The sequence below is a fragment of the Pseudomonas sp. 43A genome, from assembly GCF_013363935.1.
Lineage (GTDB): Bacteria > Pseudomonadota > Gammaproteobacteria > Pseudomonadales > Pseudomonadaceae > Aquipseudomonas > Aquipseudomonas crudilactis.
In genome coordinates this window covers 2,022,715-2,049,404 of record NZ_CP054880.1, presented here as the reverse complement: position 1 = coordinate 2,049,404, position 26,690 = coordinate 2,022,715, and the positions used below count along the sequence as shown (strand labels likewise).

General features: G+C 56.8%; 29 protein-coding genes, 5 tRNA genes and 1 riboswitch. Of the genes, 16 read left to right on the top strand and 18 right to left on the bottom strand.

Annotated features, from left to right (window positions below; genetic code table 11):
* The first annotated feature begins 193 nt into the window (after window positions 1-193).
* From HUW52_RS09070 to HUW52_RS09020, 11 genes are all read left to right on the top strand, one after another.
* The gene (locus HUW52_RS09070) at window positions 194-943 is read left to right on the top strand and encodes a KilA-N domain-containing protein (RefSeq protein WP_077574168.1); all 750 of its coding nucleotides are present in this window, start codon (window positions 194-196) and stop codon (window positions 941-943) included.
* A 100-nt stretch (window positions 944-1,043) separates the two neighbouring features.
* Entirely contained in the window at window positions 1,044-1,376 is a 333-nt protein-coding gene (locus HUW52_RS09065; RefSeq protein WP_077574169.1) for a hypothetical protein, read from the top strand.
* A gap of 721 nt (window positions 1,377-2,097) precedes the next feature.
* Window positions 2,098-2,514 carry a DUF5681 domain-containing protein gene (locus HUW52_RS09060; RefSeq protein WP_085730375.1) on the top strand — a complete coding sequence of 139 codons (417 nt, stop codon included), beginning with the start codon at window positions 2,098-2,100 and terminating at the stop codon, window positions 2,512-2,514.
* The gene (locus HUW52_RS09055; RefSeq protein WP_175553449.1) at window positions 2,511-2,942 is read left to right on the top strand and encodes a hypothetical protein; all 432 of its coding nucleotides are present in this window, start codon (window positions 2,511-2,513) and stop codon (window positions 2,940-2,942) included. Before HUW52_RS09060 ends, HUW52_RS09055 begins: the two co-directional genes overlap by 4 nt.
* Window positions 2,929-3,147: a hypothetical protein gene (locus HUW52_RS09050; RefSeq protein WP_175553448.1), complete on the top strand. Its 219-nt coding sequence runs from the start codon at window positions 2,929-2,931 to the stop codon at window positions 3,145-3,147. The genes HUW52_RS09055 and HUW52_RS09050 overlap by 14 nt, the downstream gene beginning before the upstream one ends.
* Window positions 3,144-3,977, top strand: coding sequence for a hypothetical protein (locus HUW52_RS09045; RefSeq protein WP_175553447.1), 834 nt, complete (start codon window positions 3,144-3,146; stop codon window positions 3,975-3,977). Before HUW52_RS09050 ends, HUW52_RS09045 begins: the two co-directional genes overlap by 4 nt.
* Window positions 3,978-4,029: 52 nt before the next feature.
* The gene (locus tag HUW52_RS09040; protein ID WP_175553446.1) at window positions 4,030-4,392 is read left to right on the top strand and encodes a hypothetical protein; all 363 of its coding nucleotides are present in this window, start codon (window positions 4,030-4,032) and stop codon (window positions 4,390-4,392) included.
* A 3-nt stretch (window positions 4,393-4,395) separates the two neighbouring features.
* Entirely contained in the window at window positions 4,396-4,980 is a 585-nt protein-coding gene (locus tag HUW52_RS09035; RefSeq protein WP_175553445.1) for a tail assembly protein, read from the top strand.
* A 161-nt stretch (window positions 4,981-5,141) separates the two neighbouring features.
* Complete coding sequence (locus HUW52_RS09030; protein ID WP_175553444.1) at window positions 5,142-5,669, top strand: hypothetical protein; 528 nt, start codon at window positions 5,142-5,144, stop codon at window positions 5,667-5,669.
* Window position 5,670: 1 nt separating this feature from the next.
* A complete protein-coding gene (locus HUW52_RS09025) occupies window positions 5,671-6,567 on the top strand; it encodes a hypothetical protein (RefSeq protein ID WP_175553443.1) in 897 nt (298 codons plus the stop codon).
* Window positions 6,568-6,739: 172 nt separating this feature from the next.
* A complete protein-coding gene (locus tag HUW52_RS09020; RefSeq protein WP_175553442.1) occupies window positions 6,740-7,357 on the top strand; it encodes a recombinase family protein in 618 nt (205 codons plus the stop codon).
* Here HUW52_RS09020 and HUW52_RS09015 read toward each other — a convergent pair.
* Both HUW52_RS09015 and HUW52_RS09010 read right to left on the bottom strand, forming a co-directional pair.
* A complete protein-coding gene (locus HUW52_RS09015; protein ID WP_175553441.1) occupies window positions 7,343-8,158 on the bottom strand; it encodes a hypothetical protein in 816 nt (271 codons plus the stop codon). The two genes, HUW52_RS09020 and HUW52_RS09015, sit on opposite strands and share 15 nt — an antisense overlap.
* A 135-nt stretch (window positions 8,159-8,293) precedes the next feature.
* Window positions 8,294-8,370, bottom strand: a tRNA-Arg gene (locus HUW52_RS09010).
* A 295-nt stretch (window positions 8,371-8,665) separates the two neighbouring features.
* Between HUW52_RS09010 and HUW52_RS09005 the strand changes: the two genes are divergently transcribed.
* Complete coding sequence (locus HUW52_RS09005) at window positions 8,666-8,902, top strand: hypothetical protein (RefSeq protein WP_016983967.1); 237 nt, start codon at window positions 8,666-8,668, stop codon at window positions 8,900-8,902.
* Between the two features lie 20 nt (window positions 8,903-8,922).
* Window positions 8,923-9,102 (top strand): PA3371 family protein, encoded by a 180-nt coding sequence (locus tag HUW52_RS09000; RefSeq protein WP_016983966.1) that lies wholly within the window; start codon window positions 8,923-8,925, stop codon window positions 9,100-9,102.
* On the opposite strand, the gene phnN is transcribed toward HUW52_RS09000, so the two are convergent.
* Window positions 9,077-9,646, bottom strand: a complete 570-nt coding sequence (gene phnN / locus HUW52_RS08995; RefSeq protein ID WP_175553440.1) for a phosphonate metabolism protein/1,5-bisphosphokinase (PRPP-forming) PhnN — start codon at window positions 9,644-9,646, stop codon at window positions 9,077-9,079. The genes HUW52_RS09000 and phnN overlap by 26 nt on opposite strands.
* A 390-nt stretch (window positions 9,647-10,036) precedes the next feature.
* Between phnN and HUW52_RS08990 the strand changes: the two genes are divergently transcribed.
* Window positions 10,037-10,363, top strand: a complete 327-nt coding sequence (locus HUW52_RS08990; protein ID WP_003178899.1) for an Arc family DNA-binding protein — start codon at window positions 10,037-10,039, stop codon at window positions 10,361-10,363.
* A 125-nt stretch (window positions 10,364-10,488) separates the two neighbouring features.
* Here the strand turns inward: HUW52_RS08990 and mgtE are convergent, their stop codons facing one another.
* Entirely contained in the window at window positions 10,489-11,931 is a 1,443-nt protein-coding gene (mgtE, locus tag HUW52_RS08985) for a magnesium transporter (protein ID WP_016983964.1), read from the bottom strand.
* 321 nt (window positions 11,932-12,252) lie between these two features.
* Between mgtE and HUW52_RS08980 the strand changes: the two genes are divergently transcribed.
* A complete protein-coding gene (locus HUW52_RS08980; protein ID WP_016983963.1) occupies window positions 12,253-12,771 on the top strand; it encodes a hypothetical protein in 519 nt (172 codons plus the stop codon).
* 19 nt (window positions 12,772-12,790) lie between these two features.
* Here the strand turns inward: HUW52_RS08980 and HUW52_RS08975 are convergent.
* From HUW52_RS08975 to ltaE, 8 genes are all read right to left on the bottom strand, one after another.
* Window positions 12,791-12,867: transfer RNA gene (locus HUW52_RS08975), tRNA-Arg, on the bottom strand.
* A 72-nt stretch (window positions 12,868-12,939) separates the two neighbouring features.
* Window positions 12,940-13,016 (bottom strand) — tRNA-Arg (locus tag HUW52_RS08970).
* A 72-nt stretch (window positions 13,017-13,088) separates the two neighbouring features.
* Window positions 13,089-13,165 (bottom strand) — tRNA-Arg (locus HUW52_RS08965).
* A gap of 107 nt (window positions 13,166-13,272) precedes the next feature.
* Window positions 13,273-13,363: transfer RNA gene (locus HUW52_RS08960), tRNA-Ser, on the bottom strand.
* Between the two features lie 62 nt (window positions 13,364-13,425).
* Window positions 13,426-13,614: a carbon storage regulator CsrA gene (gene csrA, locus HUW52_RS08955; protein ID WP_002554426.1), complete on the bottom strand. Its 189-nt coding sequence runs from the start codon at window positions 13,612-13,614 to the stop codon at window positions 13,426-13,428.
* 188 nt (window positions 13,615-13,802) lie between these two features.
* Entirely contained in the window at window positions 13,803-15,044 is a 1,242-nt protein-coding gene (locus HUW52_RS08950; protein ID WP_008086083.1) for an aspartate kinase, read from the bottom strand.
* Between the two features lie 90 nt (window positions 15,045-15,134).
* Complete coding sequence (alaS, locus tag HUW52_RS08945; protein ID WP_038366539.1) at window positions 15,135-17,753, bottom strand: alanine--tRNA ligase; 2,619 nt, start codon at window positions 17,751-17,753, stop codon at window positions 15,135-15,137.
* Window positions 17,754-17,899: 146 nt separating this feature from the next.
* The gene (gene ltaE, locus HUW52_RS08940; protein ID WP_175553439.1) at window positions 17,900-18,904 is read right to left on the bottom strand and encodes a low-specificity L-threonine aldolase; all 1,005 of its coding nucleotides are present in this window, start codon (window positions 18,902-18,904) and stop codon (window positions 17,900-17,902) included.
* Between the two features lie 275 nt (window positions 18,905-19,179).
* Window positions 19,180-19,351: riboswitch (FMN riboswitch) on the top strand.
* 101 nt (window positions 19,352-19,452) lie between these two features.
* On the opposite strand from ltaE, the gene HUW52_RS08935 reads away from it, so the two are divergent.
* Window positions 19,453-19,962, top strand: a complete 510-nt coding sequence (locus tag HUW52_RS08935; RefSeq protein WP_175553438.1) for a 6,7-dimethyl-8-ribityllumazine synthase — start codon at window positions 19,453-19,455, stop codon at window positions 19,960-19,962.
* Between the two features lie 156 nt (window positions 19,963-20,118).
* On the opposite strand, the gene astE is transcribed toward HUW52_RS08935, so the two are convergent.
* The 6 genes from astE to aruF form a co-directional block, all read right to left on the bottom strand.
* The gene (gene astE, locus HUW52_RS08930) at window positions 20,119-21,129 is read right to left on the bottom strand and encodes a succinylglutamate desuccinylase (protein ID WP_175553437.1); all 1,011 of its coding nucleotides are present in this window, start codon (window positions 21,127-21,129) and stop codon (window positions 20,119-20,121) included.
* A 12-nt stretch (window positions 21,130-21,141) separates the two neighbouring features.
* Window positions 21,142-21,432, bottom strand: a complete 291-nt coding sequence (locus HUW52_RS08925; RefSeq protein WP_016983958.1) for a hypothetical protein — start codon at window positions 21,430-21,432, stop codon at window positions 21,142-21,144.
* Between the two features lie 57 nt (window positions 21,433-21,489).
* Window positions 21,490-22,836: an N-succinylarginine dihydrolase gene (astB, locus tag HUW52_RS08920; RefSeq protein ID WP_016983957.1), complete on the bottom strand. Its 1,347-nt coding sequence runs from the start codon at window positions 22,834-22,836 to the stop codon at window positions 21,490-21,492.
* 139 nt (window positions 22,837-22,975) lie between these two features.
* The gene (gene astD / locus HUW52_RS08915) at window positions 22,976-24,445 is read right to left on the bottom strand and encodes a succinylglutamate-semialdehyde dehydrogenase (RefSeq protein WP_175555656.1); all 1,470 of its coding nucleotides are present in this window, start codon (window positions 24,443-24,445) and stop codon (window positions 22,976-22,978) included.
* Window positions 24,442-25,467, bottom strand: a complete 1,026-nt coding sequence (astA, locus tag HUW52_RS08910) for an arginine N-succinyltransferase (RefSeq protein ID WP_008077921.1) — start codon at window positions 25,465-25,467, stop codon at window positions 24,442-24,444. The genes astD and astA overlap by 4 nt, the downstream gene beginning before the upstream one ends.
* 51 nt (window positions 25,468-25,518) lie before the next feature.
* The gene (gene aruF / locus HUW52_RS08905; protein ID WP_007919353.1) at window positions 25,519-26,538 is read right to left on the bottom strand and encodes an arginine/ornithine succinyltransferase subunit alpha; all 1,020 of its coding nucleotides are present in this window, start codon (window positions 26,536-26,538) and stop codon (window positions 25,519-25,521) included.
* Window positions 26,539-26,690: the final 152 nt, after the last annotated feature.

Genomic DNA, 26,690 nt, shown 5'->3' with positions numbered 1-26,690 from the left:
AGTCAGACTCGGAAGCCCTCTGCTCTGTCATGACCGGCTGACCGCCGATAAACATCACAAAAATCCAGTGGGTAAGCATTTGGTTCCCTCCTTCTTAGACCAAAGGGTATAGGCCAAATTAGACAAATGCAGTTATGGTGGCACTCTGCCTGTCCGATTGGATCCACTCGGACCTAATAACGGAGTTTGCCGTATGGAAGTACAGCTTGACCTCATCCCGCGCCGTGTAGATGGAGCCCTCATCCATCAACGGACAGCAGACGGCTACGTAAACGCCACCGCCATGTGTAACGCTTCTGGGAAGTCTTTCTACGACTACTCGAGATTGAAGGTTACCAATGACTTTTTGGACGAGCTCGCAAGGTCAACGGGGATTCCCGCCGACCAGCTTGTACTCACCGTTATGAATGGCCCTAATGAGACCCGAGGAACATGGGTGCATCCGGATGTGGCGCTCAACCTGGGGCAATGGTGCTCGCCGAAATTTGCTGTGGCCGTCGCAATCTGGGTGCGTGAATGGCTTGCGGATAAAGCGAAGCCACAGAATCTGCCGTATCACATGAAACGATACATGGCCAACCGTGGCGCGGTTCCCTACACCCATTTCTCTATGCTTAACGAGATGATCCTTGCGCTAATCGGTCCTATGGAGGACGCGGGCTACTCGTTACCGGATCGCTTGCTACCGGATATCTCCGAAGGCCGAATGTTCTGCAAATGGCTGAGAGATGTGAAAGGAATCGACACTGATGCTCTTGGGACATATCGGCACGAATTTGAAGATGGACGGGTCGTCTATCCAAAACTCTATCCAAATGAGGTTTTAGGAGACTTCCGAGCTCACTTTCACCAAGTCTGGCTACCCCAAAAGGCTGCGACATACTTCAGAGAACGAGACGTGACAGCCCTTCAGTACCTACCTCGACTCCTTGAAAACCAGTAACGTTCACTAATCCTGACAGCAGGCTGGAACAGGTAACACGCATCTCCGGATATGGTGGAAACCTCGCCTGAGGTAATGCCAGTGGGCAGGATGAAAACGCATGAAACTCAACGTCAGCGGTAAAAAGATATTCGGCAACGGCATAAGCTTTGACGGTGAACATCCCGCCCTTCAAGCGGTGCTAATCAACGAGCGAGTGATGGTGATATTCGACTGGATGGCCTTTGAGAGGGATATCCCTGCTCGAAACCTCTTCTGCTATGACCGCTCCGGCAATCTTTTATGGCGCGCGCCAGATATTAGGATGGGGGCCATTGATGCCTATACCGACGTGACGAGCGAGGAGCCGCTGTGGGTTGGGAACTTTGCTGGCTGCAGTTGCCGGATCGATGAAGCGTCTGGCCAGGTGCTAGAGACTCGATTTACGAAATGACTAGCTCACTTTTGGGCCATTCATACAGATGTGGGATTTTCTCACTTTGCCCTGTCCGCGAACTGCCGAGGATTTCTCGGTAGTTCGACCCCCCTCATATCCGGGGTATTACCCCGCTGGGGGAAGATGTGCTCAAAACTGAGCGCATCGAGTACGCGACACGTTTTCATAATTCGCAAAACGTGTCGCGACACCTGCCATACCGAAATGGGAGGTCAGGTCCAGCCCCCAACGGGGGTTGGATCGCTCAACTTCCGCCATTGGGGGGTGTTCCTCAAGTTGAGGAAGTCCCGCCACTCCACGGCAATTTCCCAACCTTCATTGCAGGATGAATGACTGGGCTGAAAGTTCAGCCGTGTATCACTTTGGCTGTCGCCAACTTACTGCAACAAAAATCCTCCCTTCTCTACCAGCAAAACCAACTATTTCAGTCCCATTCCGTCCTGTTACGTGTAGCACATGAGGTGCACCCAAAAAACACTGGATATAAGATCAGATCATGCCTAATGTGGGTTTGAAGCCAATTCAAATCCACTTGAGGCCATCCCATGAACACAGCCAAGACCGCTCGAGGTCGACAACACAAACCGACTCGCTCAGAGGTAGCCGCGGCGTGGGGTCGCCTGCGCGACGCTGCCAGCGAAGGAAGCATCCAGGCATCCGCCCTCCTCATCGCGCTTGCGGAAAACAAACCGGTCATTGCCATGGAATCTCCCACCGCATGACTGAGCGCGACAAGAGCGGGAAATGGAAGCCCGGGCAGTCAGGCAACCCAGGTGGGCGCTCCGGGCAAACACAGGAGCTTCGAGCTCGACTTGCCGAGGGTGCGGACGCAGTTACGAAGAAGGTGCTCGCGGCTGCCAAGAAGGGCGATATGCAAGCCTGCCGACTGATCCTTGAACGCCTTGTCCCACCAATCAAACCGACCTCCGAGCCGGTGCAATTTGAACTCGACGATACGGACCTACCGAGCGCAGCCAAATCAATCATGCGTGCCGTTGCCGGCGGACAACTCGCGCCCGACCAAGGCAAATCGCTCATCGAAGGCTTGGGCGCCGTCGCCCGAGTGATCGAGGTCGCAGAGCTTCAAAAGGCCGTCGAAGAACTCCGAACGCAAATGGAGGGAATGCAGCAATGAGCATCAAGTCATTGAAAGCAGAACTGCAAAGGATCGCCCAGAAGATCGGCGCCGCAGATGAAACAGTGCTGCTGATTGTGCTCGCGGTGATCCGAGCAAATACCAGAGAGCCCCAAGCGGAAGAAGACTTTCCGAAAACCGCTGGGCACCAGGTCGACTATCGAATTCAAGGGCAAAACGTATCGCTCTTCTTCCCCTTCGCAGAGATGGATAGCGACCAGGGTGAGCAAATGGCGAAAGCCATCATTCTTCACACTCGACAAATTGAGCGCGCCGGCCGGACAGCTCAAGTCGGCATTCTCGATATGCGCGCCGCGCCCGAGGAAGGGGCTTGGATCGTTACCTGGCCTCCTGAAGGTGTCTCGGTTGAGCAGCACGCTGCAGAGCAATACCAGCGGATCGTGGAGGCGCGTAATGAACATCCGTAACCAAATCGCCCGCCTGAAGCAGACCGCCGGCGACTCCCAGTTTAGCAGCGACGTTCGGCAGATCAGTCAGCTGATGGACGAGTTGAGTGCCGAAGCCGTCGGCGGCGCCGCTGCTGGGGAAACGTCTCTCCTCGAAATTCTCAACGCCTCTACGTGCTCCGACCGCCCGACTCCAATCCCAAACAATCCAAAGGTAACGCAATGAAAATCGGCAAACGCTCAGTTCTCAAGGTCGGCTTGGCCAACCTCCACTACTCCGAATACGAGCACTCCCGCATTGAGTCTCACACCTTCTCTATCCAGCGTCCGGACGGGACCAAAGGTGTATGGCAAGCCGGCGGTTTGATGAAGTCCGCTCGCCAGCTTCAAACACTGGCGCTGGAGACCTTCAAAGACTTCGGCGAAGAGATCGTCTCGATCCGGGAAAACAAAGATTTCAACTCGTCCGCGATCGAGCGCTTGAGCAAAGAAAAAATCGCAGGCGTGACAGACACCCTCCTTCCCGCGATGCAGTCGGTCGCGAAGGATATGCTCACCCTGGCCGAAACCGTCACCCAAGGCTTCTCTCCTGTCACTCCGCGCGCGAGTAGCGATATCGCAGGCTTTCTCGCAGACCAAGAACTGAGAGCCCTTGTGCGAAGCCTCAGTCCGGAAGAACGCCGCAACCTCATGTCAGAAGCGCGCCAGGGTGGTCACTTCGATATCGTCGAAGCAGTGCTAAGAGCAAATCCGATGCTCTCTGGCCTCAACTCTGAAGCAGCAGCGAGCCTTTCCCGGGCGGGCATCGCCGCCTCTCGCGCAGATGACATCGACGCTCTCCGTCAAATGCTGGCCGTCTACGACGATGTGCTGGCCACCACTTCGCAGGTTGGTGTGTCGCTCAGTGGAATGATTGCGAACTCAACTGGTTACGCAGGTCGATTCGAAAAATGGCGATCCGGCTGTGAAGGCTCGGAAGCTCTGCGCGCCTGGCTGGAAAAGATCCCAGCTCGAAGCAGGCCAAAAGCCGCAGAGGAAGAATCCGAAGCCGCGTAAGCGGTTCGACTTGCGGCCGTCACGGTGCGGCCGCCAACTGGGAGCAAATACCTTGACCACTTACCAGGAACGCTTCGCGGAGGCGTGCAAGACAACCCGCTTTGCACCCTACACGCTGAAGCAAAGCCCTGACTCTGGCTACGTCGTGTGGGATGTCCAGCACGTCCGCGACGGCCAGAAGGTGACCATTGACGGGCCGTTCTTCACCGAGGATGAAGCCCGGGTATCGGCCGATCTTCTGCGCGGCACCTACCGCGGTGCCAGGGCCTACCAGGGGATCTATGACCGGATCTGGAACTACGACCCACGCCACGAACAGGTGACCGTCGACCAAGCACATATTTCGCGCTCGCTGCTCGCCATCCGACTGGGTGTTTCGGTACCCAACAACAGCGCCCAGGGCGCCAAGGAGTAAACCATGGCTATGACCACCAACTACGGAACCAAAACCCGAATCCTGCTGAGCGGATCGGCCGGCAAGCTGTTCGGGCGTGAACACATTTACGAACTCTCCACCGGCGACACGCGGGAAGCTGTGAAAGCGATCGACGTCAATCACCCTGGGTTTGCAAAGTACCTCGCAGATGCCAAACGAAAAGGTCTCGAATTCGCAGTGTTCCAGAACCGCAAGAATATCGGCGAGCGCGAGCTGAAGATGGGGGGCGCTCAGGAGATCCGGATCGTCCCGGTAATCGCAGGGAGCAAGCGTGCAGGTCTGTTTCAAACTGTACTTGGCGTGGTCTTGATCGCCATGAGCTCCGTAACGAACGGCGCGACCCTGGCACCAGGTATTGCACTCGCAGCCGGCGGAGTCATCCAGATGCTGAGCCCTCAAGCTACTGGCCTGAAGCAAAGTAGCTCCCCTGATAACGCTCCGTCCTATGCATTCGGCAGCGCAAAGAACACTACGGCGAGCGGCAACCCGGTGCCGATCTGCATCGGCGAACGCCGGTGGGGTGGAATGATTATCTCGGCCTCGATCTATGCCGAAGACAAAACATAGGCGTTCAGCATTTGACTTCTCTCAAATGAAACCTACCGTCAACCTACGGAATACGGACGAACGGCAAAAAACACTGTACATAAAACCAGTAACAAGGATCTATCATTACGACTTAGCGCATTTTCAAATGCACGGAAATCCCACAGCTCAAGGATCGCTGAATGCTAGGTTTTTTGATGAAATTTGCACTTGTCGCGACCACCATTGCGCCGATTGGATTGACGCTGGCTTTCTTAGTTTACAAAGTACAACAAGATTGCCTGAAAGCATTACTAATCGCCGCAGTCTCGCTGGTTCTTTGCGGTATATGTTTAGAGATCATAGTTGCTAGCTCAAAACGACTTAATCGAACCACAATAACAGTGAGTTCTACCAAGCCAGCAGACAAAGAAATCTCAGGATATTTCGTCGCATACATGCTCCCGATTCTTGGCGGTGGATCTTACTTCGTAGACGCCGCCACATTTTCTTTTTTTGCAGCGACATTTTTTGTTTTCATCTGGGTTTCAAAAGCCTCCTATGCAAACCCCATACTCGCGCTATGCGGTTACAAGTTTTTTGAAATTCAATTGAGCAACGGCGCAAACCTCTTATTGATCACGAGATCAAAAATACACGTCCCCTCCGAAGTAACTCACGTGCGATATGTAACCTCTCATACAGTTCTTGATGCGAGCAAGGAGCAATGAAATGGATTTATTCGTACTACTTCAAACCACGCCACGAATTTTGCGCGTTATAACAACCGCGCCTTTGCAAGACGATTTAGAAATCGAGGTTCGCCGCCAAATCAACTTCTTCACGACAGACAAGGAAGAAATTGATTTTGACGCACGTTACAGACCACTCGATGACGAGTTACTTATCATTCGAAACTTCGATGACATTGACGGGGTCTTGTCAGCCGTACGCAGCCCCCAAGACATAGGCATCTGGGAGCCAACAGAGGAAGGGCTGTCAACGGTAAAGGCGCTTTTCGCGGGCGTGACTATAGATGGAAAAACGACTGTTATGTTACAGGCGTTCGATAAACGACAAGCTATTACCGCAGGTAGATTTTCTTTATTTTACGATCAGAATACATTTCGTCGTTTGACCGGCGTGGGCATGACACTAGACAACAAACCTACAGCTGTTCTAAGTCAGAATAGCGCTGCCACCGACCCAGCCGAGTTGCGTTTTGTTAGCCTCCACAACGTACGAAGGCTTTTTGACATGGATGCTTACTACCACGAAAGCACCCAGGAAGAGGTTAATAATTTCTTTAACGCGGAAAAATTTCACGGATTCAATGAGGAATGGCTCAATGCCAATCTAGACAATTGGATTCGCAAAAAAGTAACCTTTATAAATCAAGAGGGAATTCTTGAGCGCTGCACCCCTAGCGACATTAGAACCGCTGCAGCGGGCTTCGGAATAACTGTAGATATAGAAGAGTTTGGGGAACAGCACAAACTTACATTTCCTGAAGACAAGCGTAGGCTAAAGGAACTCCTCCGTTTCTTAGACGAAGATATCTACCAATCTCCAATTTCTGGAAATAGATTCAAAACAAATTCAAAAACAAAAATTCAGGTTGGAGTTTAAGGTTTGAGCTGTGAAGGGGCGGTTGTCACCGCCTTTTCCGCTGGTCCGTCCTTTTGAGTATGCCTGAGCTGATACGCGCAAATTCGGGTTTATTCGCCCTCCCTGCTTGATAAGTAACACTCAAAGTGCAACAGTATTAGTAGAACATCTTAACTGATACGGACAGCACATCATGTTCATCCGCGCATATCTCCGAGCATCAACCGAAGAGCAGGACGCCGGCCGCGCCCGGTCATCGCTTGAGCAATTCGCCACTGACCACAACAAGGTGATCGCGAGTGTTTACCTGGAGAGCGCCAGCGGCGCCTCGACAGATCGGCCTGAGCTGTTGCGCCTGCTCAAAGATGCGCGCAAGGGTGACGTCTTGCTGGTGGAGTCGATAGACCGCCTCTCACGCCTTCCTGTGGAAGATTGGCATAAGCTCAAGGCTGCGATCGACTCCAAGGGCTTGCGCATCGTCGCGCTCGACCTACCGACAAGCCACCAGGGAATGCAAGACACCAAGGGCGACGAGTTCACTGGCCGGATGCTGGGCGCGATCAACTCGATGTTGGTGGAGATGATGGCGGCGATCGCTCGCAAAGATTACGAGCAGCGCCGCGAGCGGCAGGCCCAAGGGATTGAGAAGGCGAGGGCCGCCGGGAAGTACCAGGGGCGGCCGGTGGATGAGGAGCTGCACAAGCGGGTGAAAGAACTGCTGGGCGCCGGCCTCGGCATACGCGCTACTGCTCGGCACGCCAATTGCTCAACTACCACCGTGCTGCGTATTAGAGATTCAGCTTGCCTTTGAAGATAGAAGTCCAAGCGTGTACTGAGCATGAGCCAACGATTCCGCGCCGAACGCTTTGCCGCTGAGCAGGTGGTCAATAGATTGAAGCAACATCGAATCAAACTGACCATGCATCCAAGTCAATCGGCTGCCGAATAAGCCCTCGAACTCGGTAAATTTTTCTTCACCAAATACTCTCCGGACGAGCTGATTTATATATTCATCTTCGTACCAAATCATTTTGGTTTGATCCGTTTTACCTTGGACAAACAGATAAACGATACGACTCAGGAGAGCGTGATAATTAGCAAAATGCGCCCATACCACCTCTCCTAGATATGGACGATACCTTGGAAGATCCCCAAAAAACTCTGTAATCATCCCAAACTTTAAAGTAAGAAGCTCCGACCTAGCTTCACCATTGTAAAGATCTAGGATTTCCGACCTCGTGAGCGCGTCGGTCATTACTATTATCGATGGGAAGGCCCTGCGAGCGTGAAGCACACCTACCCAAAGAGCGTCGACAGCTTCGATTTTGCGAACGATCGTCGCCTTCTGTACCTCAGAAAAAGATGATGCAGCTATTCGAAGCTGCTCAGCTTGACGGTCGACTTCTGACTTTAGATGGGTAAGGTTCGCTTCCCCCTGCCCCTTCAAATCGGCCTTGAGTTGTTCAAGCTGCTGATCGTAATGGTGCTTAAGTGAAGACTTGAGGCGCTCACCAATCCAAACCCTAAAGAGCCAGCCCAGAATCGCAATCAATCCTGCGGTGCCTAGAGACGAGGTAACCGCGGTCAAAACGACTTTGCTGAATTCTTCCATGACCAATTACCCCATTTCCGAAAAAAAGCCCCATCAGATCGATCTGACTGGAGCTCTTTGATAACACTTGCTGTCACCCTGCTGTCACGCGGAAAGTAAGCTTACAACCGGTCGGCCTAAGAGGCCCAGAAAATATGGTGTCCCAGGGCAGGTTCGAACTGCCAACCTTCCCCTTAGGAGGGGGATGCTCTATCCAATTGAGCTACTGAGACACTGAGTTGTCGAGGCCAGAGACGGCGCGACGGACGGCGTGCATGTTAACGGCCAGGCCCTGATTTGTCATGTCATCCGTAGGGCTTTTTAAGTGTAGGCAGGCGTCCTGCAATGCTGTGGGAAGATTTACCGTGCATTTTGCACTCCCCCAAAAAGCCATCATTGCAGATTGCAACCCGACTCCTTGGAAAAACCCTTCCAAATGCTTGTTTTTAAAGGACTTAACAGCGGTTAGACTGTTGGCACGACAGCTGCTTTGCCTGTTCCATAGAAGAACAATCGGAGCAGCGCCCCATGAACAGCACCCTCTTGCTCGCAAACGCAGCCGCCCTGGCGGTTCTGCTGGGTTTCCACTTTGCCCCACAGGGTGCTGCGCCGGAATCGGTGGCGCAGCGCATGCCGCATTACTTGCAGGTGCAGAAGGCGCCGCAGTTGGCAGTGCTGAATGATCAGGGCGGCATCACCCGTAAAACCGTCAGTGAACCTGGGCAGGCACTGCCGGCGGACGCTGGCGAACGTCTGGTTTTTTGAAATATCTTCAGGAGTACAGCATGTCCAAGTCAGCTGCAGGATTTCTGATCCTCGCCTTATTGAGTGGCGTTGTGCATTTTGCGCTGTTCGAGGAAACCGAAATCACCCTGCCGTTGATTGGCTGTGGTGTGTTTGCGGTGTTGTTCGTATTGGCACTGGTTGCCGGCCGCCGGATCAAGTTTGATCCGGTGTTGCGTTGAGTCGGATCAGCTCAAGCAATTGATGAACGGCGGCCGTCAGGTCGCCGGAGTTATCGATCAAGTGCACCGGTGCGTCGCTTGATCGCCTGTCCTTGAAGAGCGCGTTGCGCGCGAGCCTGGCGTCGATCTGCTCCAGCGTCTCTCGCCCACGGCGCAACAAGCGTTCGCGCAAGACCTCATCCTTGACAGTCAGCAGAACCGGCAACAGCGTCGGGTAGCTTTCCATCGCCTGACGCAGATTGGCGCGCGAGCCGTTCACCAGCACATCGCGCCCCGCACGCAACCATTCGTCCATTTCTCCGGGAATGCCATAGGCCAGGCCATTGGCTTGCCACGCCAGGGAAAACTCGCCGGCGCGCTGACGTCGTTCGAACTCTTCAGGCGTGACGCCGATGGCATCCTCACCCACCGACTCCGCTGATCGGGTAATCACCCGACGCATGATCTCGCAATGCCTCGCCCGCAATGGCTCACGCGCGGCCTCGATCAGGCTGTCCTTGCCTGAACCGGACGGTCCCATGAGATAAATAAGCCTGCCATCCATCCTGAAAAAGCCCTCGGGGACGTGTCTGCCCCTAGTAAATCGGCAAATTGCCACTATCCTGTACAGGTAAGGAACAAAGGAATGAAACCCGCATAGCATGCACATTCCGAGGTCTTCGGACATCAATTGATCTGCATGAAGAAGCGGTCAGAGATGCCGGCCAAGGTAAAGTTTTCCAACCAGTCCGCATTTCTGATAATTGGTGCTGGCATTACGCCTTTACCCGGATCAATATTTGTCACAGAATTGACGCCAATGATCTGGCAATTTTGAGGCATGATGCCGGCCTCTTAACAATTCAGGTTGAACCATTTGGCGCGGATGCTTGTCCTACCACACATCCTGCGGCCAATCCCGAGAACCGCTCCCCTGAACTAACCGGTTAAATATATGCGCCCATTGAAACAGGCAATTTATTCCAGCCGTACGGCTGACAAGTTCGTCGTACGTCTGCCAGACGGAATGCGTGAACGCATTGCCGAGGTGGCTCGCAATCATCATCGCAGCATGAACTCCGAGATCATTGCGCGCCTTGAGCAGAGTCTTATTCAGGAAGGTGCATTGGGCGAAGAGCTGAGCATGCGCCTGGACAGCCCGGAGCTGTCGCTTCACGAGCGCGAGCTGCTGCAACGCTTCCGTCAGCTGTCCCACCGTCAGCAGAACGCGTTGGTGTCCTTGATCGCCCACGACGCTGAAATGGCCGCAGACGCGTCCTGAGCCGTACCGAACACCTCAAGCCAGCATGATTGCTGGCTTTTTTTTGCCTGCGATTTGAGGGCTGCACAGATAAAGCTACACGCATAAAAAAGCCCGCCAATCGGCGGGCTTTTCATTTAAGCGGATCAGAGCAGGAAGATTGTCGCCAACCCCAGGAAGATGAAGAAGCCACCACTGTCGGTCATTGCCGTGATCATCACGCTGGCACCCATGGCCGGGTCGCGGCCCATCTTGGCCAGAGTCATCGGGATCAACACCCCCATCAACGCCGCGAGCAACAGGTTGAGCGTCATCGCGGCCGTCATGACCACGCCCAGCGACCAACTGCCGTAAAGCAGATAAGCGACCACGCCGATCACGCCACCCCAGACCAGACCGTTAATCAACCCGACTGCCAGTTCTTTACGCATCAGACGTGAAGTATTACCGGTGCTGACCTGGTCGAGCGCCATGGCGCGAACAATCATGGTGATCGTCTGGTTACCGGAGTTACCGCCAATACCCGCCACAATGGGCATCAATGCGGCGAGCGCTACCAGCTTCTCGATCGAGCCTTCAAACAGGCCAATCACACGTGACGCGACGAACGCGGTGATCAGATTGATCGCCAGCCACGCCCAACGGTTGCGCAAGGATTTCCATACTGAAGCGAAAATATCTTCCTCTTCACGCAGACCCGCCATGTTGAGGACTTCGCTTTCACTCTCCTCACGGATCAAGTCGACCATTTCATCGATGGTCAGACGGCCGATCAGCTTGCCGTTCTTGTCGACCACCGGGGCCGAGATCAAGTCGTAACGTTCGAACGCCTGAGCGGCGTCGTAGGCGTCTTCATCCGGGTGAAAACTCACCGGATCGCTGGCCATGACATCGGCCACCTGCTTCTCCGGGTCGTTGACCAGCAAACGCTTGATCGGCAGCACGCCTTTGAGCACACCGTCGTAATCAACTACGAACAGCTTGTCGGTATGACCGGGTAGCTCTTTGAGACGCCGCAGATAACGCAGAACCACTTCGAGACTGACATCCTCACGGATCGTCACCATCTCGAAGTCCATCAGCGCACCGACCTGCTCCTCGTCATACGACAAGGCCGAACGGACACGTTCGCGCTGCTGGTTATCGAGGCTCTCCATCAGCTCATGGACGACGTCTCGCGGCAGCTCGGAGGCCAGGTCAGCAAGTTCGTCGGCGTCCATGTCCTTGGCGGCAGCCAGGAGCTCGTGATCGTCCATGTCGGCGATCAGCGTTTCACGAACCGAATCGGATACTTCGAGAAGAATGTCGCCGTCGCGATCGGCCTTGACCAGTTGCCAGAGCGTCAGACGATCGTCCAGCGGCAAGGCTTCAAGAATGTAGGCGACGTCGGCGGAGTGCAGATCATCGAGCTTGCGTTGCAACTCGACGAGATTTTGCCGGTGAACCAGGTTTTCAACCCGGTCGTGATGCGCGCCTTCCTGGCGATGAGTCAGGTCTTCAACGACGCGCTGACGCTGCAGCAGCTCGACGACTTGCGCCAGTCGATCCTGCAGGCTTTCCTGTGTTTTCTTTACTTCGATTTCAGACATAGGCGAACTCCACTCCCAGCAGCGGGGCACGCCGGAAGGATCAATCAGTCAATTCATGATTGGTGAAACGGGGTACTGAGTAACTACTGGGTAAGTCCATGGAGGTTTTCCACAAGCCCCGGCGGGGCTGACGGGCGCAATGATACACCGCCTGACGGTTTTAAACGTTAAAAAATCACGGCCGAAACAAGCGCTTGCGAAACAAACCTGAGCACTGTCCTGATCCTTGCAAATGCGACGACTCATCCTGAAAAGAAAACACACCGGCAATGAAAAATGTAGCGACTACCCTTCAGCGTAGATCGTCATGGAGGACGTCGAATGCCATTGAAATCAGCGCTGCCTTTACTCACCTGCCTGCTTTTCCTCCCGCCTGCCGGGGGCGCTACCACCCTTCATCGCTGCGAAGCTACCGACGGCAGCATCACCTTCACCAGCATGAGCTGCGCGAGCGGCGAACAGCTGTCCGTGCAGGAAGTCCATCCTTATATGCCCGGGTCAGTTGTGGCAGTGATGCCGGAACACAACCACGAAGAAATATCCGGCATGAAAATCAAAGGACGCGAACCTGGCGTTGTTGGCACCGCCGAAGACCCGTGTGGAAACCTGATCGATGCCAGACAACGTCGCGAAGCGATCATCAATCAACGCGTGATTGCCGGAATGAGCCAGCAGGATGTCGAAAGCGCGCTGGGCAAGCCGGACAAGGTGAATATTCGGACATCGACGACGAGCTATCGCTATGACCTCAAGCGAGGCAGAAGTGCTCAAGTCGATTTTGATGAGAGGGGCTGCGTGAAAGGAAAAGCCAAATCCCGGACAGCAAAAAGCCCGCGTTAAACGCGGGCTTTTCGGTATATGGTGCACTCGACAGGATTCGAACCTGTGACCGCTCGGTTCGTAGCCGAGTACTCTATCCAGCTGAGCTACGAGTGCATTTTGTGTTTTTAGCCCAGACCACAACTGGATGAAGCCAAGTTATCTGCATCGCTGCAACTAACTCTTAAATGGTGCACTCGACAGGATTCGAACCTGTGACCGCTCGGTTCGTAGCCGAGTACTCTATCCAGCTGAGCTACGAGTGCATTTGTGTTTGTTAGACCAGATCACACCTGGTTGAAGCCAAGTTATTTACATTGCTGTAACTAACTCTTAAATGGTGCACTCGACAGGATTCGAACCTGTGACCGCTCGGTTCGTAGCCGAGTACTCTATCCAGCTGAGCTACGAGTGCATTTGTTGCGCCGCATTATAGCCCGTCTAATCTCTATTCCAACCACTTTTTCTATTAATTTCAACAACTTACAGAAAAAGCCAGATTACGACGTACTAAGCAAATAATGGCGGAGAACGGGGGATTCGAACCCCCGACACCCTTTTGAGGTGTACTCCCTTAGCAGGGGAGCGCCTTCGGCCACTCGGCCAGCTCTCCGCAACACGGGGCGTATCTTAACCAACCTTTTCCCCGTTTGCAAACATAAAAATCGATAAAAATTAATGGCTTGGTTCTTCGTCCTTCTCTTTCTTTATACGCAGGTAAATTTCCTCACGGTGCACGGCAACCTCTTTCGGGGCGTTGACGCCGATACGCACTTGGTTTCCTTTAACGCCGAGCACGGTCACGGTGATTTCGCCATCACCGATAATCAGGCTTTCTGCGCACCGACGAGTCAGAATCAGCATACCTTTCTCCTTACGCAATTCACTTCAGGGACAACAGTCTGCAAAAAAAAGGCACCCGACCTACAACCGGAGCGATCGTAGCCCTACATGCCTGAGTATTGACCAGCGCGAGCAAAAGAACAGTTCAGGGCTCGCGCCATTCAAAAAATAAAGGGCGCGGTCAGACCGCGCCCTTCAAGAAACGGAATTTACTCGCCCTGACGGGCTGGAGCATCCAGTTCGAAAGCCGTGTGCAGGGCGCGCACGGCCAGTTCCAGGTACTTCTCTTCAATCACCACGGAAACCTTGATTTCCGAGGTCGAGATCATCTGGATGTTGATGCTTTCTTTAGCCAGGGATTCGAACATGCGGCTGGCCACGCCTGCGTGGGAACGCATGCCGACGCCGACGATCGAGACCTTGGCAATCTTGGTGTCGCCAACCACTTCACGGGCACCGATCTCGCGAGCAGTGTTTTCCAGCACGGTCTGTGCGGCCTGGTAGTCGTTGCGGTGCACGGTGAAGGTGAAGTCGGTGGTGTTATCGTGCGCAACGTTCTGCACGATCATGTCGACTTCGATGTTCGCGGCACTGATCGGGCCGAGAATCTTGAACGCCACGCCCGGGGTGTCTGGCACGCCACGGATGGTCAGCTTGGCTTCATCGCGGTTGAAAGCGATGCCGGAAATGATCGGCTGTTCCATGGTTTCCTCTTCATCAATAGTAATGAGGGTGCCCGGACCCTCCTTGAAGCTGTGCAGTACGCGCAGCGGAACGTTGTACTTGCCGGCGAATTCAACCGCACGGATCTGCAACACCTTGGAACCGAGGCTGGCCATTTCCAGCATCTCTTCAAAGGTGATCTTGTCCAGGCGCTGAGCGACCGGTACAACGCGCGGGTCGGTGGTGTAAACACCATCAACGTCGGTGTATATCTGGCATTCGTCAGCTTTCAACGCTGCCGCCAGTGCCACGCCGGTGGTATCCGAACCGCCACGACCGAGGGTGGTGATGTTGCCGTGCTCGTCGACGCCCTGGAAACCGGCGACAACCACCACGCGACCCGCTTTCAGATCACCGCGAATCTTCTGGTCATCAATCTGCAAGATACGCGCTTTATTGTGCGCACTGTCGGTCAGGATCCGCACCTGATTACCGGTGTACGACACCGCAGGCACACCGCGCTTGATCAGCGCCATGGCCAACAGGGCAATCGTCACCTGCTCACCCGTGGACACGATCACGTCCAGCTCACGCGGAACCGGTTGGCCATCGCCACTGATTTGCTTGGCCAGATCGATCAGACGGTTGGTTTCGCCGCTCATTGCAGACAGCACGACCACCAGGTCATCGCCGGCATCGCGGAATTTCTTAACCTTGTCGGCGACCTGCTCGATTCTCTCGACAGTGCCGACCGAGGTGCCTCCAAATTTCTGTACGATCAAAGCCATTTCAAAGCCGCCTCTGCCCATGAAGGGCGCCCAATAATTACTCGAACAGCCGCCCGGCCCGCCACTAGACTGCGGGCCGCACGGACTGTCTTATAAACCCTGCTCGACGAATGGAACGGTCAGCGCCAATGCGCCATCTAGCGCGCCGGCATCAACACCGCCGCCCTGCGCCATGTCCGGACGACCACCGCCCTTCCCGCCCACTGCCGCAGCAGCCTGTTTCATCAAATCACCGGCTTTGAGTTGGCCAGTCAGGTCCTTGGTTACGCCTGCAACCAGAACGACCTTTTCCTCATGGACACTGCCGAGCAGGATCACTGCGCGGCCGAGTTTGTTCTTCAACTGATCTACCAGCGCCAGCAGCGCCTTGGCATCCTGACCATCCAGACGTGCGGCCAAAACCTTCACGCCCTTGACGTCCAGTGCCGAGGACGACAGATCGTCGCCCGCCGCGCTCGCCGCCTTGGCTTGCAACTGTTCGAGTTGCTTCTCCAGTTGGCGGTTGCGCTCCAGCACAGCCGACAGCTTGTCGATCAGGTTGTCGCGGCTGCCCTTGACCAGGCTGGCCGCTTCCTTGAGTTGTTCTTCTGCCGCATTCAAGTACGCCAGTGCCGCAGCACCAGTGACCGCCTCGATACGACGCACGCCCGATGCCACACCGCCTTCGCTGATGATTTTCAGCAGGCCGATGTCGCCGGTACGGTTGGCGTGGATACCGCCGCACAGCTCGACGGAGAAATCGCCGCCCATGCTCAGCACGCGCACGTTGTCGCCGTACTTCTCGCCGAACAGCGCCATCGCGCCTTTGTTCTTCGCGGTTTCGATGTCGGTTTCTTCGGTTTCAACGGCGGAGTTCTTGCGAATCTCGGCGTTGACGATGTCTTCCAGCGCTTTGATCTGCTCAGGCTTGATCGCTTCAAAATGGCTGAAGTCGAAACGCAGGCGCTGGCTATCCACCAACGAACCTTTCTGCTGAACGTGTTCGCCCAGCACCTGACGCAAAGCAGCGTGCAGCAAGTGGGTGGCCGAGTGGTTCAACGAAGTGGCGTGACGTACTTCGGCATCAACGTGAGTTTCCACTGGCGCGCCGATGGTCAGGCTGCCCGAATCCAGCACACCGTGGTGCAGGAACGCGCCGCCGGTCTTGGTGGTGTCACGTACGTCGAAACGTGCGCTGCCGGCCTGCAGATAACCGCAGTCGCCGATCTGGCCGCCGGATTCAGCGTAGAACGGCGTCTGATTCAGAACGATCACCGCCTCTTCGCCTTCATTCAAGACGTCGACCGACTGGCCATCTTTATAGATAGCGACGATTTTTGCCGAACCGCTGGTGTCTTTGTAACCGGTGAACTCAGTGGCCACATCAACCTTGACCAAAGTGTTGTAGTCCAGACCGAACGAGCTGGCCGAACGCGCGCGAACACGCTGGGCTTCCATCTCACGTTCGAAACCGGCTTCGTCGACCGTCAGGCTGCGCTCGCGCGCGATGTCGGCGGTCAAGTCCATCGGGAAACCGTAGGTGTCGTAGAGTTTGAACACCACGTCGCCTGGCACCACGGTGCCTTTGAGTTCCAGCAGGTCCTGCTCGAGAATCTTCAGGCCGTGCTCCAGAGTCTTGGAGAACTGCTCTTCTTCTGCCTTGAGTACGCGCTCGATGTTGCTCTGCTGCTTCTTCAGTTCCGGGAAGGCTTCGCCCATCTCGGCAACCAGTGCAGCAACGATCTTGTAGAAGAAGCTGCCGGTGGCGCCCAGCTTGTTACCGTGACGGCAGGCGCGACGAATGATCCGGCGCAGCACATAACCGCGACCTTCGTTGGACGGCAGCACGCCGTCAGCGATGAGGAAGCCGCACGAGCGGATGTGGTCGGACACGACTTTCAGCGAAGACTGATCGCCATTTTCGCAACCGATTGCCTCAGCCGAAGCTTTCAGCAGGTTCTTGAACAGATCGATGTCGTAGTTGGAATTGACGTGCTGCATCACCGCACTGATCCGCTCCAGACCCATGCCGGTATCGACCGACGGCGCTGGCAACGGATGCAACACGCCATCGGCGGTGCGGTTGAACTGCATGAACACGTTGTTCCAGATCTCGATGTAACGGTCGCCGTCTTCTTCCGGCGAGCCCGGTGGGCCGCCCCAGATGTGGTCGCCGTGATCGTAGAAAATCTCGGTGCATGGGCCGCACGGGCCGGTATCGCCCATGGTCCAGAAGTTGTCGGAGGCGTACGGCGCGCCTTTGTTGTCGCCGATGCGAATCATGCGCTCGACCGGCACACCGATTTCTTTGGTCCAGATGTCATACGCTTCGTCGTCGGAGGCGTAGACGGTGACCCAGAGTTTTTCCTTCGGCAGTTGCAGAACGCCGGTCAGGAAGGTCCACGCGTAGGTAATCGCGTCCTTCTTGAAGTAGTCACCGAAGCTGAAGTTACCGAGCATTTCGAAGAACGTGTGGTGACGAGCGGTATAACCGACGTTTTCCAGGTCGCTGTTCTTGCCACCGGCACGCACGCATTTCTGGCTGCTGGTCGCGCGGGTGTACGCACGTTTTTCCTGGCCCAGGAAGCAGTCCTTGAACTGGTTCATCCCCGCGTTAGTGAACAGCAGGGTTGGGTCGTTGCCCGGAATCAAAGAGCTGGAGGCTACACGGGTGTGGCCTTGCTCTTCGAAGAAGCGAAGGAAGGCTTCACGGATTTCTGCGCTTTTCATTAGGTTCTTCCACGGAGGCTGCGGCCAAAGGCCTGTTCGAAACGTCAACAGACGAAGCGACGGCAAAGGGCCGCATTATATCGGCCCTGCGCGCGGGGTACAGCGTGTTTATACGATAGAAACGGTCAATTGGACGGCTAACGCTGTCACTTGCGCGAAAACTCGACGAATGTCGCGATCACTTGCTCGATTTGCGAGCGATTGACGTCCATGTGCGTGACCATGCGCAGACGCGCGGCGGCGCTCAACTTGATCCCGCGTTCGCCGGCAAAGGCCTTGATCGCTTCGGCTTTGTCGCCCATTTGCACATAAACCATGTTGGTTTGCACCGGTTCGACGATGAAACCCGCTTCACGCAAGCCCTCGGCGAGCAATTGCGCATTGGCGTGGTCATCTGCCAGACGCTCGACGTTGTGATCCAGCGCATACAGCCCCGCCGCTGCCAATACCCCGGCCTGACGCATGCCGCCGCCGACCATTTTGCGCAGACGGCGAGCCTTGCCGATCAGTTGCTCAGAACCACACAACACCGAGCCAACCGGCGCGCCAAGACCTTTGGACAGGCACACCGATACCGAATCAAAGTACTGAGTGATTTCCCGCGCATCGACACCCAGCTTGACCGCCGCGTTGTACAGGCGCGCGCCATCGAGGTGCAGTTGCAAGCCATTGTCTTGAGTGAAGTGGCGCGCCCGGGCGAGATATTCCAGCGGCAGCACTTTGCCCTGCATGGTGTTTTCCAGCGCCAGCAATCGAGTGCGAGCGAAGTGGAAGTCGTCCGGTTTGATCGCTGCCGCGACCTGATCCAGATCCAGTGAACCGTCAGCCTGCACTTCCAGCGGCTGCGGCTGGATCGAACCGAGCACCGCCGCGCCGCCGCCCTCGTACTTGTAGGTATGCGCCTGCTGACCCACGACGTATTCGTCGCCGCGCTCGCAGTGCGCCATCAACCCCAACAGGTTGCTCATGGTGCCCGTCGGCACGAACAACGCGGCGGCGAACCCCAGACGCTTGGCCAATTCTGCTTCCAGACGATTGACCGTCGGATCTTCGCCGTACACGTCATCGCCGGTGTCCGCCGCTGTCATCGCGTCGAGCATGGCCGGAGTCGGTTGGGTGACGGTGTCGCTGCGAAGATCGATAACGCTCATGAACCTGGCCTCAAGTCAGCAGGGGAAATCCCTTTACGAAGTGGAATTACTGCGGTCATCGCGTGGATTAATCAACCCTTGTGCGCGAAAAGGTCAGGTTACTTCTTGAGAACACGCCATCCATGTGGGAGCGAGCCTGCTCGCGAAAGCAGTCTGTCAGTGACACATCTGCTGACTGACACACTGCTTTCGCGAGCAGGCTCGCTCCCACAGGTTCTGTGCAGGGCCGGAAAATATGTGTTAAAAACGCTGCGCCGCCCGAGAAAGGGCGGCGAAAACGTTCTCAGGGCGGGGTGCAATTCCCCACCGGCGGTAATTGCGCGCAATGCGCATAGCCCGCGAGCGCTTGGCGACGAATGCGACTTCGGTTGTGAGCGGCGGCAAGGTCAGCAGACCCGGTGTGATCCCGGGGCCGACGGTCATAGTCCGGATGAAGAGAGAACGGGATTAACGCCAAAGGGCCGTCCGCGCGATGTTGTGCGTGTGCGTACCCTTGAATCCCTTTCGATTCATAACGCCCTGTTTTTCACACAAACAGGAGTCAGAACATGCAACCCACCGCTATCGACAGCAAAAGCAAACACCCACACGGCGAGCGCGTTGCGTTCATCCAGGCCTGCTGGCACAAGGAAATTGTCGACCAGAGCCGTAAAGGCTTCGTCGCTGAAATGATTGCCCTGGGTTATCAGGAATCGGACATCGACATCTACGAAGTCGGCGGCGCTTTTGAAATGCCTCTGCACGCCAAGTTGCTGGCCAAGACCGGTCGTTATGCCGGCATCGTCGCCGCAGCCTTGGTGGTGGATGGCGGCATCTACCGTCACGAGTTCGTTGCCCAATCGGTGGTCAGTGGTCTGATGCAGGTGCAGCTGGAAACCGAAGTGCCGGTGTTCTCGGTATCCCTGACGCCGCATCACTTCCATGCTGGCGACGAGCATCAGAAGTTCTTCTTTGAGCACTTTGTGCACAAGGGTCAGGAAGCGGCGCGGACTTGCGCGGATACGCTGCAGAAAGTTCGGGCGTTGCGTCGTACAGAGCCGCGTGCTGTAGCGGTCTGATAGCCCATGGGTGAGGCCTTGGGCCTCACTCTTTCCACTGTGGGAGCGAGCTTGCTCGCGAAAGCGGACTGACAGCCAACTCAAATGTTGAATGTCAGATTGCATTCGCGAGCAAGCTCGCTCCCACAGGGTTATATGTCGAAACCGAAACTGGGGTCAGGCGAGGTTTTCGTCGGTGGTCGGGACGATCAGGATGCCTGCGCGCAAGCCGTTCTTGACCTTGGGATTAGGGAAGATGATGCGTGCGCCCTCCTCCTCAATGATCCAGCGAGTATTGGCCAGATCCTCGGCCAGCACGTAACCCACCTCCAATTCGGAAAAGTTTTCGATGTCCTGCGGCAGGTTCAGGCGGAACGCATCGCTGTGCTTGATGATTTCCCGGGCGACGCTGAACAACTGCAAACCATCCAGCCCTTCTTGCGCCATCTGCGGCTCGTTGCCTTCAATGATCTGCTTCAGACGGGTTTCCAGCAGCGAGACATTCACCCCGTCGTTCTGCCCGAACGGCCGCGCCTTGCCCAGTTCCAGCGTGAAAGCCTCGGCACCGAGCTTGTCGTAGGTATACGAGCTGAACACGATCGACGGTTTGTTCTGCAGCAGCACCGCTTCCATCCCGGCAGCGCGCAGGCGCGCCAGCTCAAGGCGCGAATGCTGGCGGCCTTCCTTCCACGGATACAGCGCAAACTGTTCGATCTTCGAACCGCGAATGGCGGTGTGCAGGTCGTAGTGCAGACGCTGACGATCCGGCTTGCTGAAAAAGCTCGCCGCCAACCGCTCCAGCTCACAGGCACGCAGCGCTTCCGAACCACTGCTTTGTTCATGACGGCCGTTGAACAGCCGATTGACGTCCTGCTCGACGAAACGCTCGCCTTTGCGAATCGCTTCCGGGTTGCCGAACAGGAACAGAATACGTGCGCGCGGTTTCAGATCGCCGCGTGCGATGTCGTGCAGCAGCCGATCAAGCAACTCGATCGGCGCTGTTTCGTTGCCGTGGATGCCTGCCGACAGCAGCAGGTCCAGGCCATTGTCGCGTGCTTCGGGCGGCCGGACTTCCAGCGCACCTTCGCTCAACCAGCGCATACGCACGCCTTCGACAGTCAGTTGAGTCTTCTCCGCCGGTTCGCGGCCGGCGAGGGTCAGTTCAAGCAGTTTGCCGAGGGCGAGCATAGAGCGGTTTCCTTAGTGGTCGTGGTTGCAATCCGGGCCGTGCACGTGGTCTTCGTCGTCGCCGACGTCAGCCGGTTCCATTTCCAGTTGCAGACTTACCAGATTAGTCGCCAATGGGCGCAGCAGCAGGTTGGCGTACTCGGCGTCACCTTCTTCAACGTCCACGCCGATCAGCAGTTGGCCACGGCCGTCCTGCTGGATCCACAGCTCTTTGCCTTGCCACATGACCGCGACGCGGGTGCACGAGGTTTGCAGTTGCGTGCCGTCGGTGTCTTCAAGGATCAGCTGCAGGGAATCGCTCATGTTTTTACTCTCTTGGGGAGACAAGCCGCGCGCCGCGATCAGGCGACGCGCCGGCCATCAATTGATCTGGAATGGATAAACCGCGCCCAGCTTAAGGATTTGCGTCAGTTCATCCAGTGCCGTCCGGCATTCAAGCAGCAATTGCGGATCCGCCAGATCGGTTTCGCTCAAGCGGTCGCGGTAGTGCTTTTCAACCCATGCGGTCAACGAACCGTACAACGGTGGCGTCATGATAACGCCTGGGTTGACCGCCGCCAGTTCGGTTTCGTTAAGCGCGACGCGCAGACGCAGGCACGCCGGACCACCGCCGTTCTGCATGCTTTGCTTGAGGTCGAAGACTTTTACTTCGCGGATCAGACCGCCGGAGCTGGTCAAGCTTTGCAGGTAAGCCCAGACGCGCTCGTTGGCCTGACACTCTTGCGGCACGATCAGCAACATCGAGCCATCAGGACGCGACAGCAACTGGCTGTTGAACAGGTAAGAGCGCACGGCGTCATCCACGGTGACTGCCGAACGCGGCACACACACGGACTGGAAGTTGCCGCCAACCTTGGCCAGTTTGCTTTGCAGTTCGGCCAGCATCGACTCGGTGTCGAGGAATGCATCCTCGTGATAGAACAGCACCTCACCGTTACCCACGGCGATCACGTCGTTGTGGAACACGCCTTGATCGATCACGTTCGGGTTCTGCTGAGCGTAAACCACGCCTTCATCACGCAGACCGTGCAGACGCGCTACCGCTTGCGACGCTTCGAGGGTCTGGCGCGCCGGGTACTTTTGCGGCGCTGGGAAACGATTGTCGAAGGCACTGCGACCGAACACGAAGAACTCGACGCCCGCCTCGCCATATTCACGACAGAAACGTGTGTGGTTAGCCGCGCCTTCGTCACCGAACTGCGCGACCGCTGGCAATGCTGCGTGATGAGCAAAATGCTGCTGATTGGCGAACATCGCGCCGAGCACACGGCTGGTGGTCGGGTGCTCGATGCTGCGGTGATATTTGCAGTTGAGGTTGGCAGCGGTGAAATGCACGCGACCGTCTGCGGTGTCGGCACTCGGGCTGACCGTGGCGGCGTTGGCCACCCACATGCTCGACGCCGAGCAACTGGCGACCAGCAGCGGCATGGCTTCTTTGGCGGCGCGCTCGATCACTTGCGCGTCGGTGCCGCTGAAACCCAGACGGCGCAGAGCGGCCACGTCCGGACGTTCCTGTGGCGCCAGCACGCCTTGCTGAAAGCCCATCTCCATCAGCGCTTTCATCTTCGCCAGACCTTGCAGCGCCGCTTCCTTCGGGTTCGAGGATTGCTGGCTGTTGCTCTGGGAGGCAACGTTGCCGTAGGACAGACCACCGTAGTTATGGGTCGGCCCCACTAGACCGTCAAAATTGACTTCATAGGATTTCATCAGCGAGGCTCCACGAGAATCTGTTGTTATAGGCTTCAGGTAACAATTCAGTACGACCGAGGCGCGGCCTTCGCGAGCAAGCTCGCTCCCACAGGGAAATGCATTCCAATGTAGGAGCGAGCCTGCTCGCGAAGGGGCATCACGCCATCTTCACGCCGGGTGTCAGAGAGGCAGGCAACACCAGGCTCGGTGTTTCCAGCGACGCCACCGGGTACGCGCAGTAATCCGCTGCGTAATAGGCACTGGCGCGATGGTTGCCCGAAGCACCGACACCACCGAACGGCGCGCTGCTCGCAGCACCGGTCAGCTGTTTGTTCCAGTTGACGATGCCGGCACGGCTTTCCAGCCAGAATTGCTGATAACGCGCCTCGGAATCCGACAGCAAACCAGCGGCCAGACCATAAGCGGTGTCATTGGCTTCAGCGATCGCTGCTTCGAAATCGACGTAACGGATCACTTGCAGCAACGGGCCGAACAGTTCTTCGTCCGGACGCTCGGCAACCGCCGTCACATCGAGAATGCCCGGGGTCAGCAACGCGGCCTGTGCCTGTGGCTGAGTCATCGCCAGCAACGACACCGCGCCATTGGCCAACAGATGTGCTTGAGCGTCCATCAGCGCTTTCGCCGCGCCAAGGGAAATCACCGAACCCATGAACGGCGCCGGTTGTTGATCGAACGCGCCGACTTCAATGGTCGCGCTGACTTCCACCAGACGCTTGAGCAGGCTGTCGCCCCACGCGCCTTGCGGCACCAGCAGACGGCGTGCACAGGTGCAACGCTGGCCGGCAGAGATGAACGCCGACTGAATGATCGTGTAAACCGCCGCATCCAGATCCGCGACCTGATCGACCACCAGCGGATTGTTGCCGCCCATTTCCAGCGCCAGAATCTTGTCCGGACGACCGGCAAATTGCTGGTGCAGATGATTGCCGGTACGGCTCGATCCGGTGAAGAACAGACCGTCGATGCCCGGATTCGCCGCCAGCGCGATGCCGGTTTCGCGAGCGCCTTGCAGCAGGTTCAAAACGCCTGCCGGCAGACCCGCTTCGATCCAGCACTTCACCGTCAGCTCGGCGACTTTCGGGGTCAGTTCGCTCGGCTTGAACAGCACACTGTTACCGGCCAGCAACGCCGGCACGATATGACCGTTCGGCAAGTGACCGGGGAAGTTGTAAGGGCCGAACACCGCAACCACGCCGTGTGGCTTGTGGCGCAATACGGCGGTGGCGTCGCCCAACGGGCCACTCTTCTCGCCGGTACGCTCGCGGTAGCTCTGCACCGAAATAGCGATCTTGTTGACCATGCTGGTGACTTCGGTCGCAGATTCCCACAGCGGTTTGCCGGTCTCTTCACCGATGGTGCGAGCCAGTTCGTCAGCGTGGTTTTTCAGCGCAGCGGCGAACGCTTCAAGCACAGTGATGCGCTCGTCCAGCGAACGACGCGCCCACTCCGGAAACGCCTGACGCGCAGCCTGCACAGCCGACTCAACCTGAGCAGCGGTGGCGCCCTCCCCCGACCACAGCACTTGCTGGGTCACCGGGTTCAGCGATTGAAAAGCTTCGCCCTGACCGGCCAGCCACTCACCTGCGATGTATAACGAATTCATTATTTCGACTCCCGTGCAGCGGACAACGCTACGGCGCGCACTTGGTCGCCAGCGTTGAGTTGAAGACGTTTGGCGGTCTGCGGATCAACCACCAGCGTGCCGGCAGCGAGACGCGCCGGCGCAGCGGTGATGCGGCAGTCTTCGCGCTTGCGGTTATGGATGATGAACGGCGTCGCGTCATCCCCCGGTGTGCCGACGGCCAGCACCAGCGCTTCACTGTCACGCACCGCGCGGATCTTGCCGGTTTCGCATTCGATCGCAGGGCCGGCGTCGAAGATGTCGACGTAGCCCTGATAGCTGAAACCTTCGCCCTTGAGCATCGCCAGGGCTGGCTCGGTGTCCGGGTGAACCTGACCGATGACACTGCGCGCGCCTTCGGAGAGGAAGCAGGTGTACAGCGGAAATTTCGGCATCAGTTCAGCGATGAACGCCTTGTTGCCGACACCGGTGAGGTAATCGGCCTGACTGAATTCCATTTTGAAGAAGTGCCGACCGAGGCTTTCCCAGAACGGCGAACGGCCGGCGTCATCCGACACACCACGCATTTCGGCGATGATCTTGTTGCCGAACAATTCAGGGAATTCAGCGATGAACAGCATTCGCGCCTTCGACAGCATGCGACCGTTCAAACCACTGCGGTAATCGGCGTGCAGGAACAACGAGCACAGCTCGGAATTACCGGTCAGGTCGTTGGCCAGAAACAGCGTCGGAATCTCGCGATAGATGTTCAGCTCTTGCGAGGCGCTGACGGTCAGGCCGACACGGAAGTTGTACCAAGGCTCACGCATGCCGACAGCGCCAGCAATGGCGGAAATCCCCACTACGCGGCCGTCATCGTCTTCGAGCACGAACAGGTAGTCCGCATCGCCACGACCGGCTTCGCCGCGAAAGGTCTTCTCGGCCCAGCCGACCCGGTGGGCCAGACGTTCTTCGTTGGCCGGCAACGTGGTCAGGCCGGTGCCGGTGCTGCGGGCCAGGTCGATCAGAGCGGCTAAATCGCTGCTGCGTACGGGACGAACAATCATGCTATCTCCTCAAACGGGCCGCTTTCGCCACCCGTGAAACTCGCTAAGGCGTTAAACCGCCACCAGGCGCACGCTGGCACCCTCACCGACGCCCAGGGCTTCGGCCGCTTCCAGATCCAGAGTCACCGGTTTGCCCGGCGCGTAATCCAGCTCCAGCAGCACCGCGCGGTAATCCTGCAACTGCGCATTGGCCACCAGATACTGGCGACCGGCACCTTTCACCGGCTCGCCGATCTTCACTGGCACCACGCGGCTCTGGGCGATCGAACGGATCCCCGAAACACGTGCATGCAGGGTCGGGCCACCGTCGAAAATGTCGATGTAGTGATCGGTCTCGAAGCCTTCGCGCATCAGGATGTCGAAGGTGATCTGCGCACGCGGGTGCACCTGGCCCATCGCCTCTTGGGCGGAGTCCGGCAGCAGCGGCACGTAGATCGGGTAATGCGGCATCAATTCGGCGAGGAACGTACGGCTTTTCAGCCCGCACAGGCGCTCGGCTTCGGCGTAATTGAGATCGAAGAAGTTGCGACCGATCGCGTCCCAGAATGGCGAGTCGCCGTTCTCGTCGCTGTAACCGACGATCTCGGTGACCACCGAATCAGCGAAACGCTCCGGGTGGCTGGCAACGAACAACAGACGACCGCGGGAGTTGAGCTCGGACCACGGCGAACCGACCAACTCGCGCTGCACGTAGAAACTGGTCAGCAAGCTGTTGCCGGTCAGGTCGTGGCACTGCGAGAGCACGTGGATCTTGTTGTGGATCTTCAGCTCGCGCGAGGCGTGGACGAAGGTCTCGTTGCGGAAGCTGTAGAACGGTTCCGAATAACCGGCCGAAGCGACGATGGCCGAGCAACCGACCAGCTTGCCAGTGGTGGAATCTTCGAGGACGAAGAAATAACTCTCTTCACCGTTGAAGCTCACTTCGGCGGCAAACGAAGCTTCGCTCGCGGCAATCTTGTCGCTCAGACGTTCCACGTCATCCGGCAAGGAAGTGACACCAATCGGGCTGTCCGCAGCCAGACGCTGTACCTCGCCCAGATCAGCCATTTGCGCGGGGCGCATCACCAGCATGGTGTCACTCCTTTTCTCTTATCAATTCACAGAAAAAAACACCGGACACTGTAGGAGCGAGCTTGCTCGCGAAAGCGGTGTATCAGTCAGCATAGATGGCGACTGAAACTCCCTCTTCGCGAGCAAGCTCGCTCCCACAATGAATCTCACCG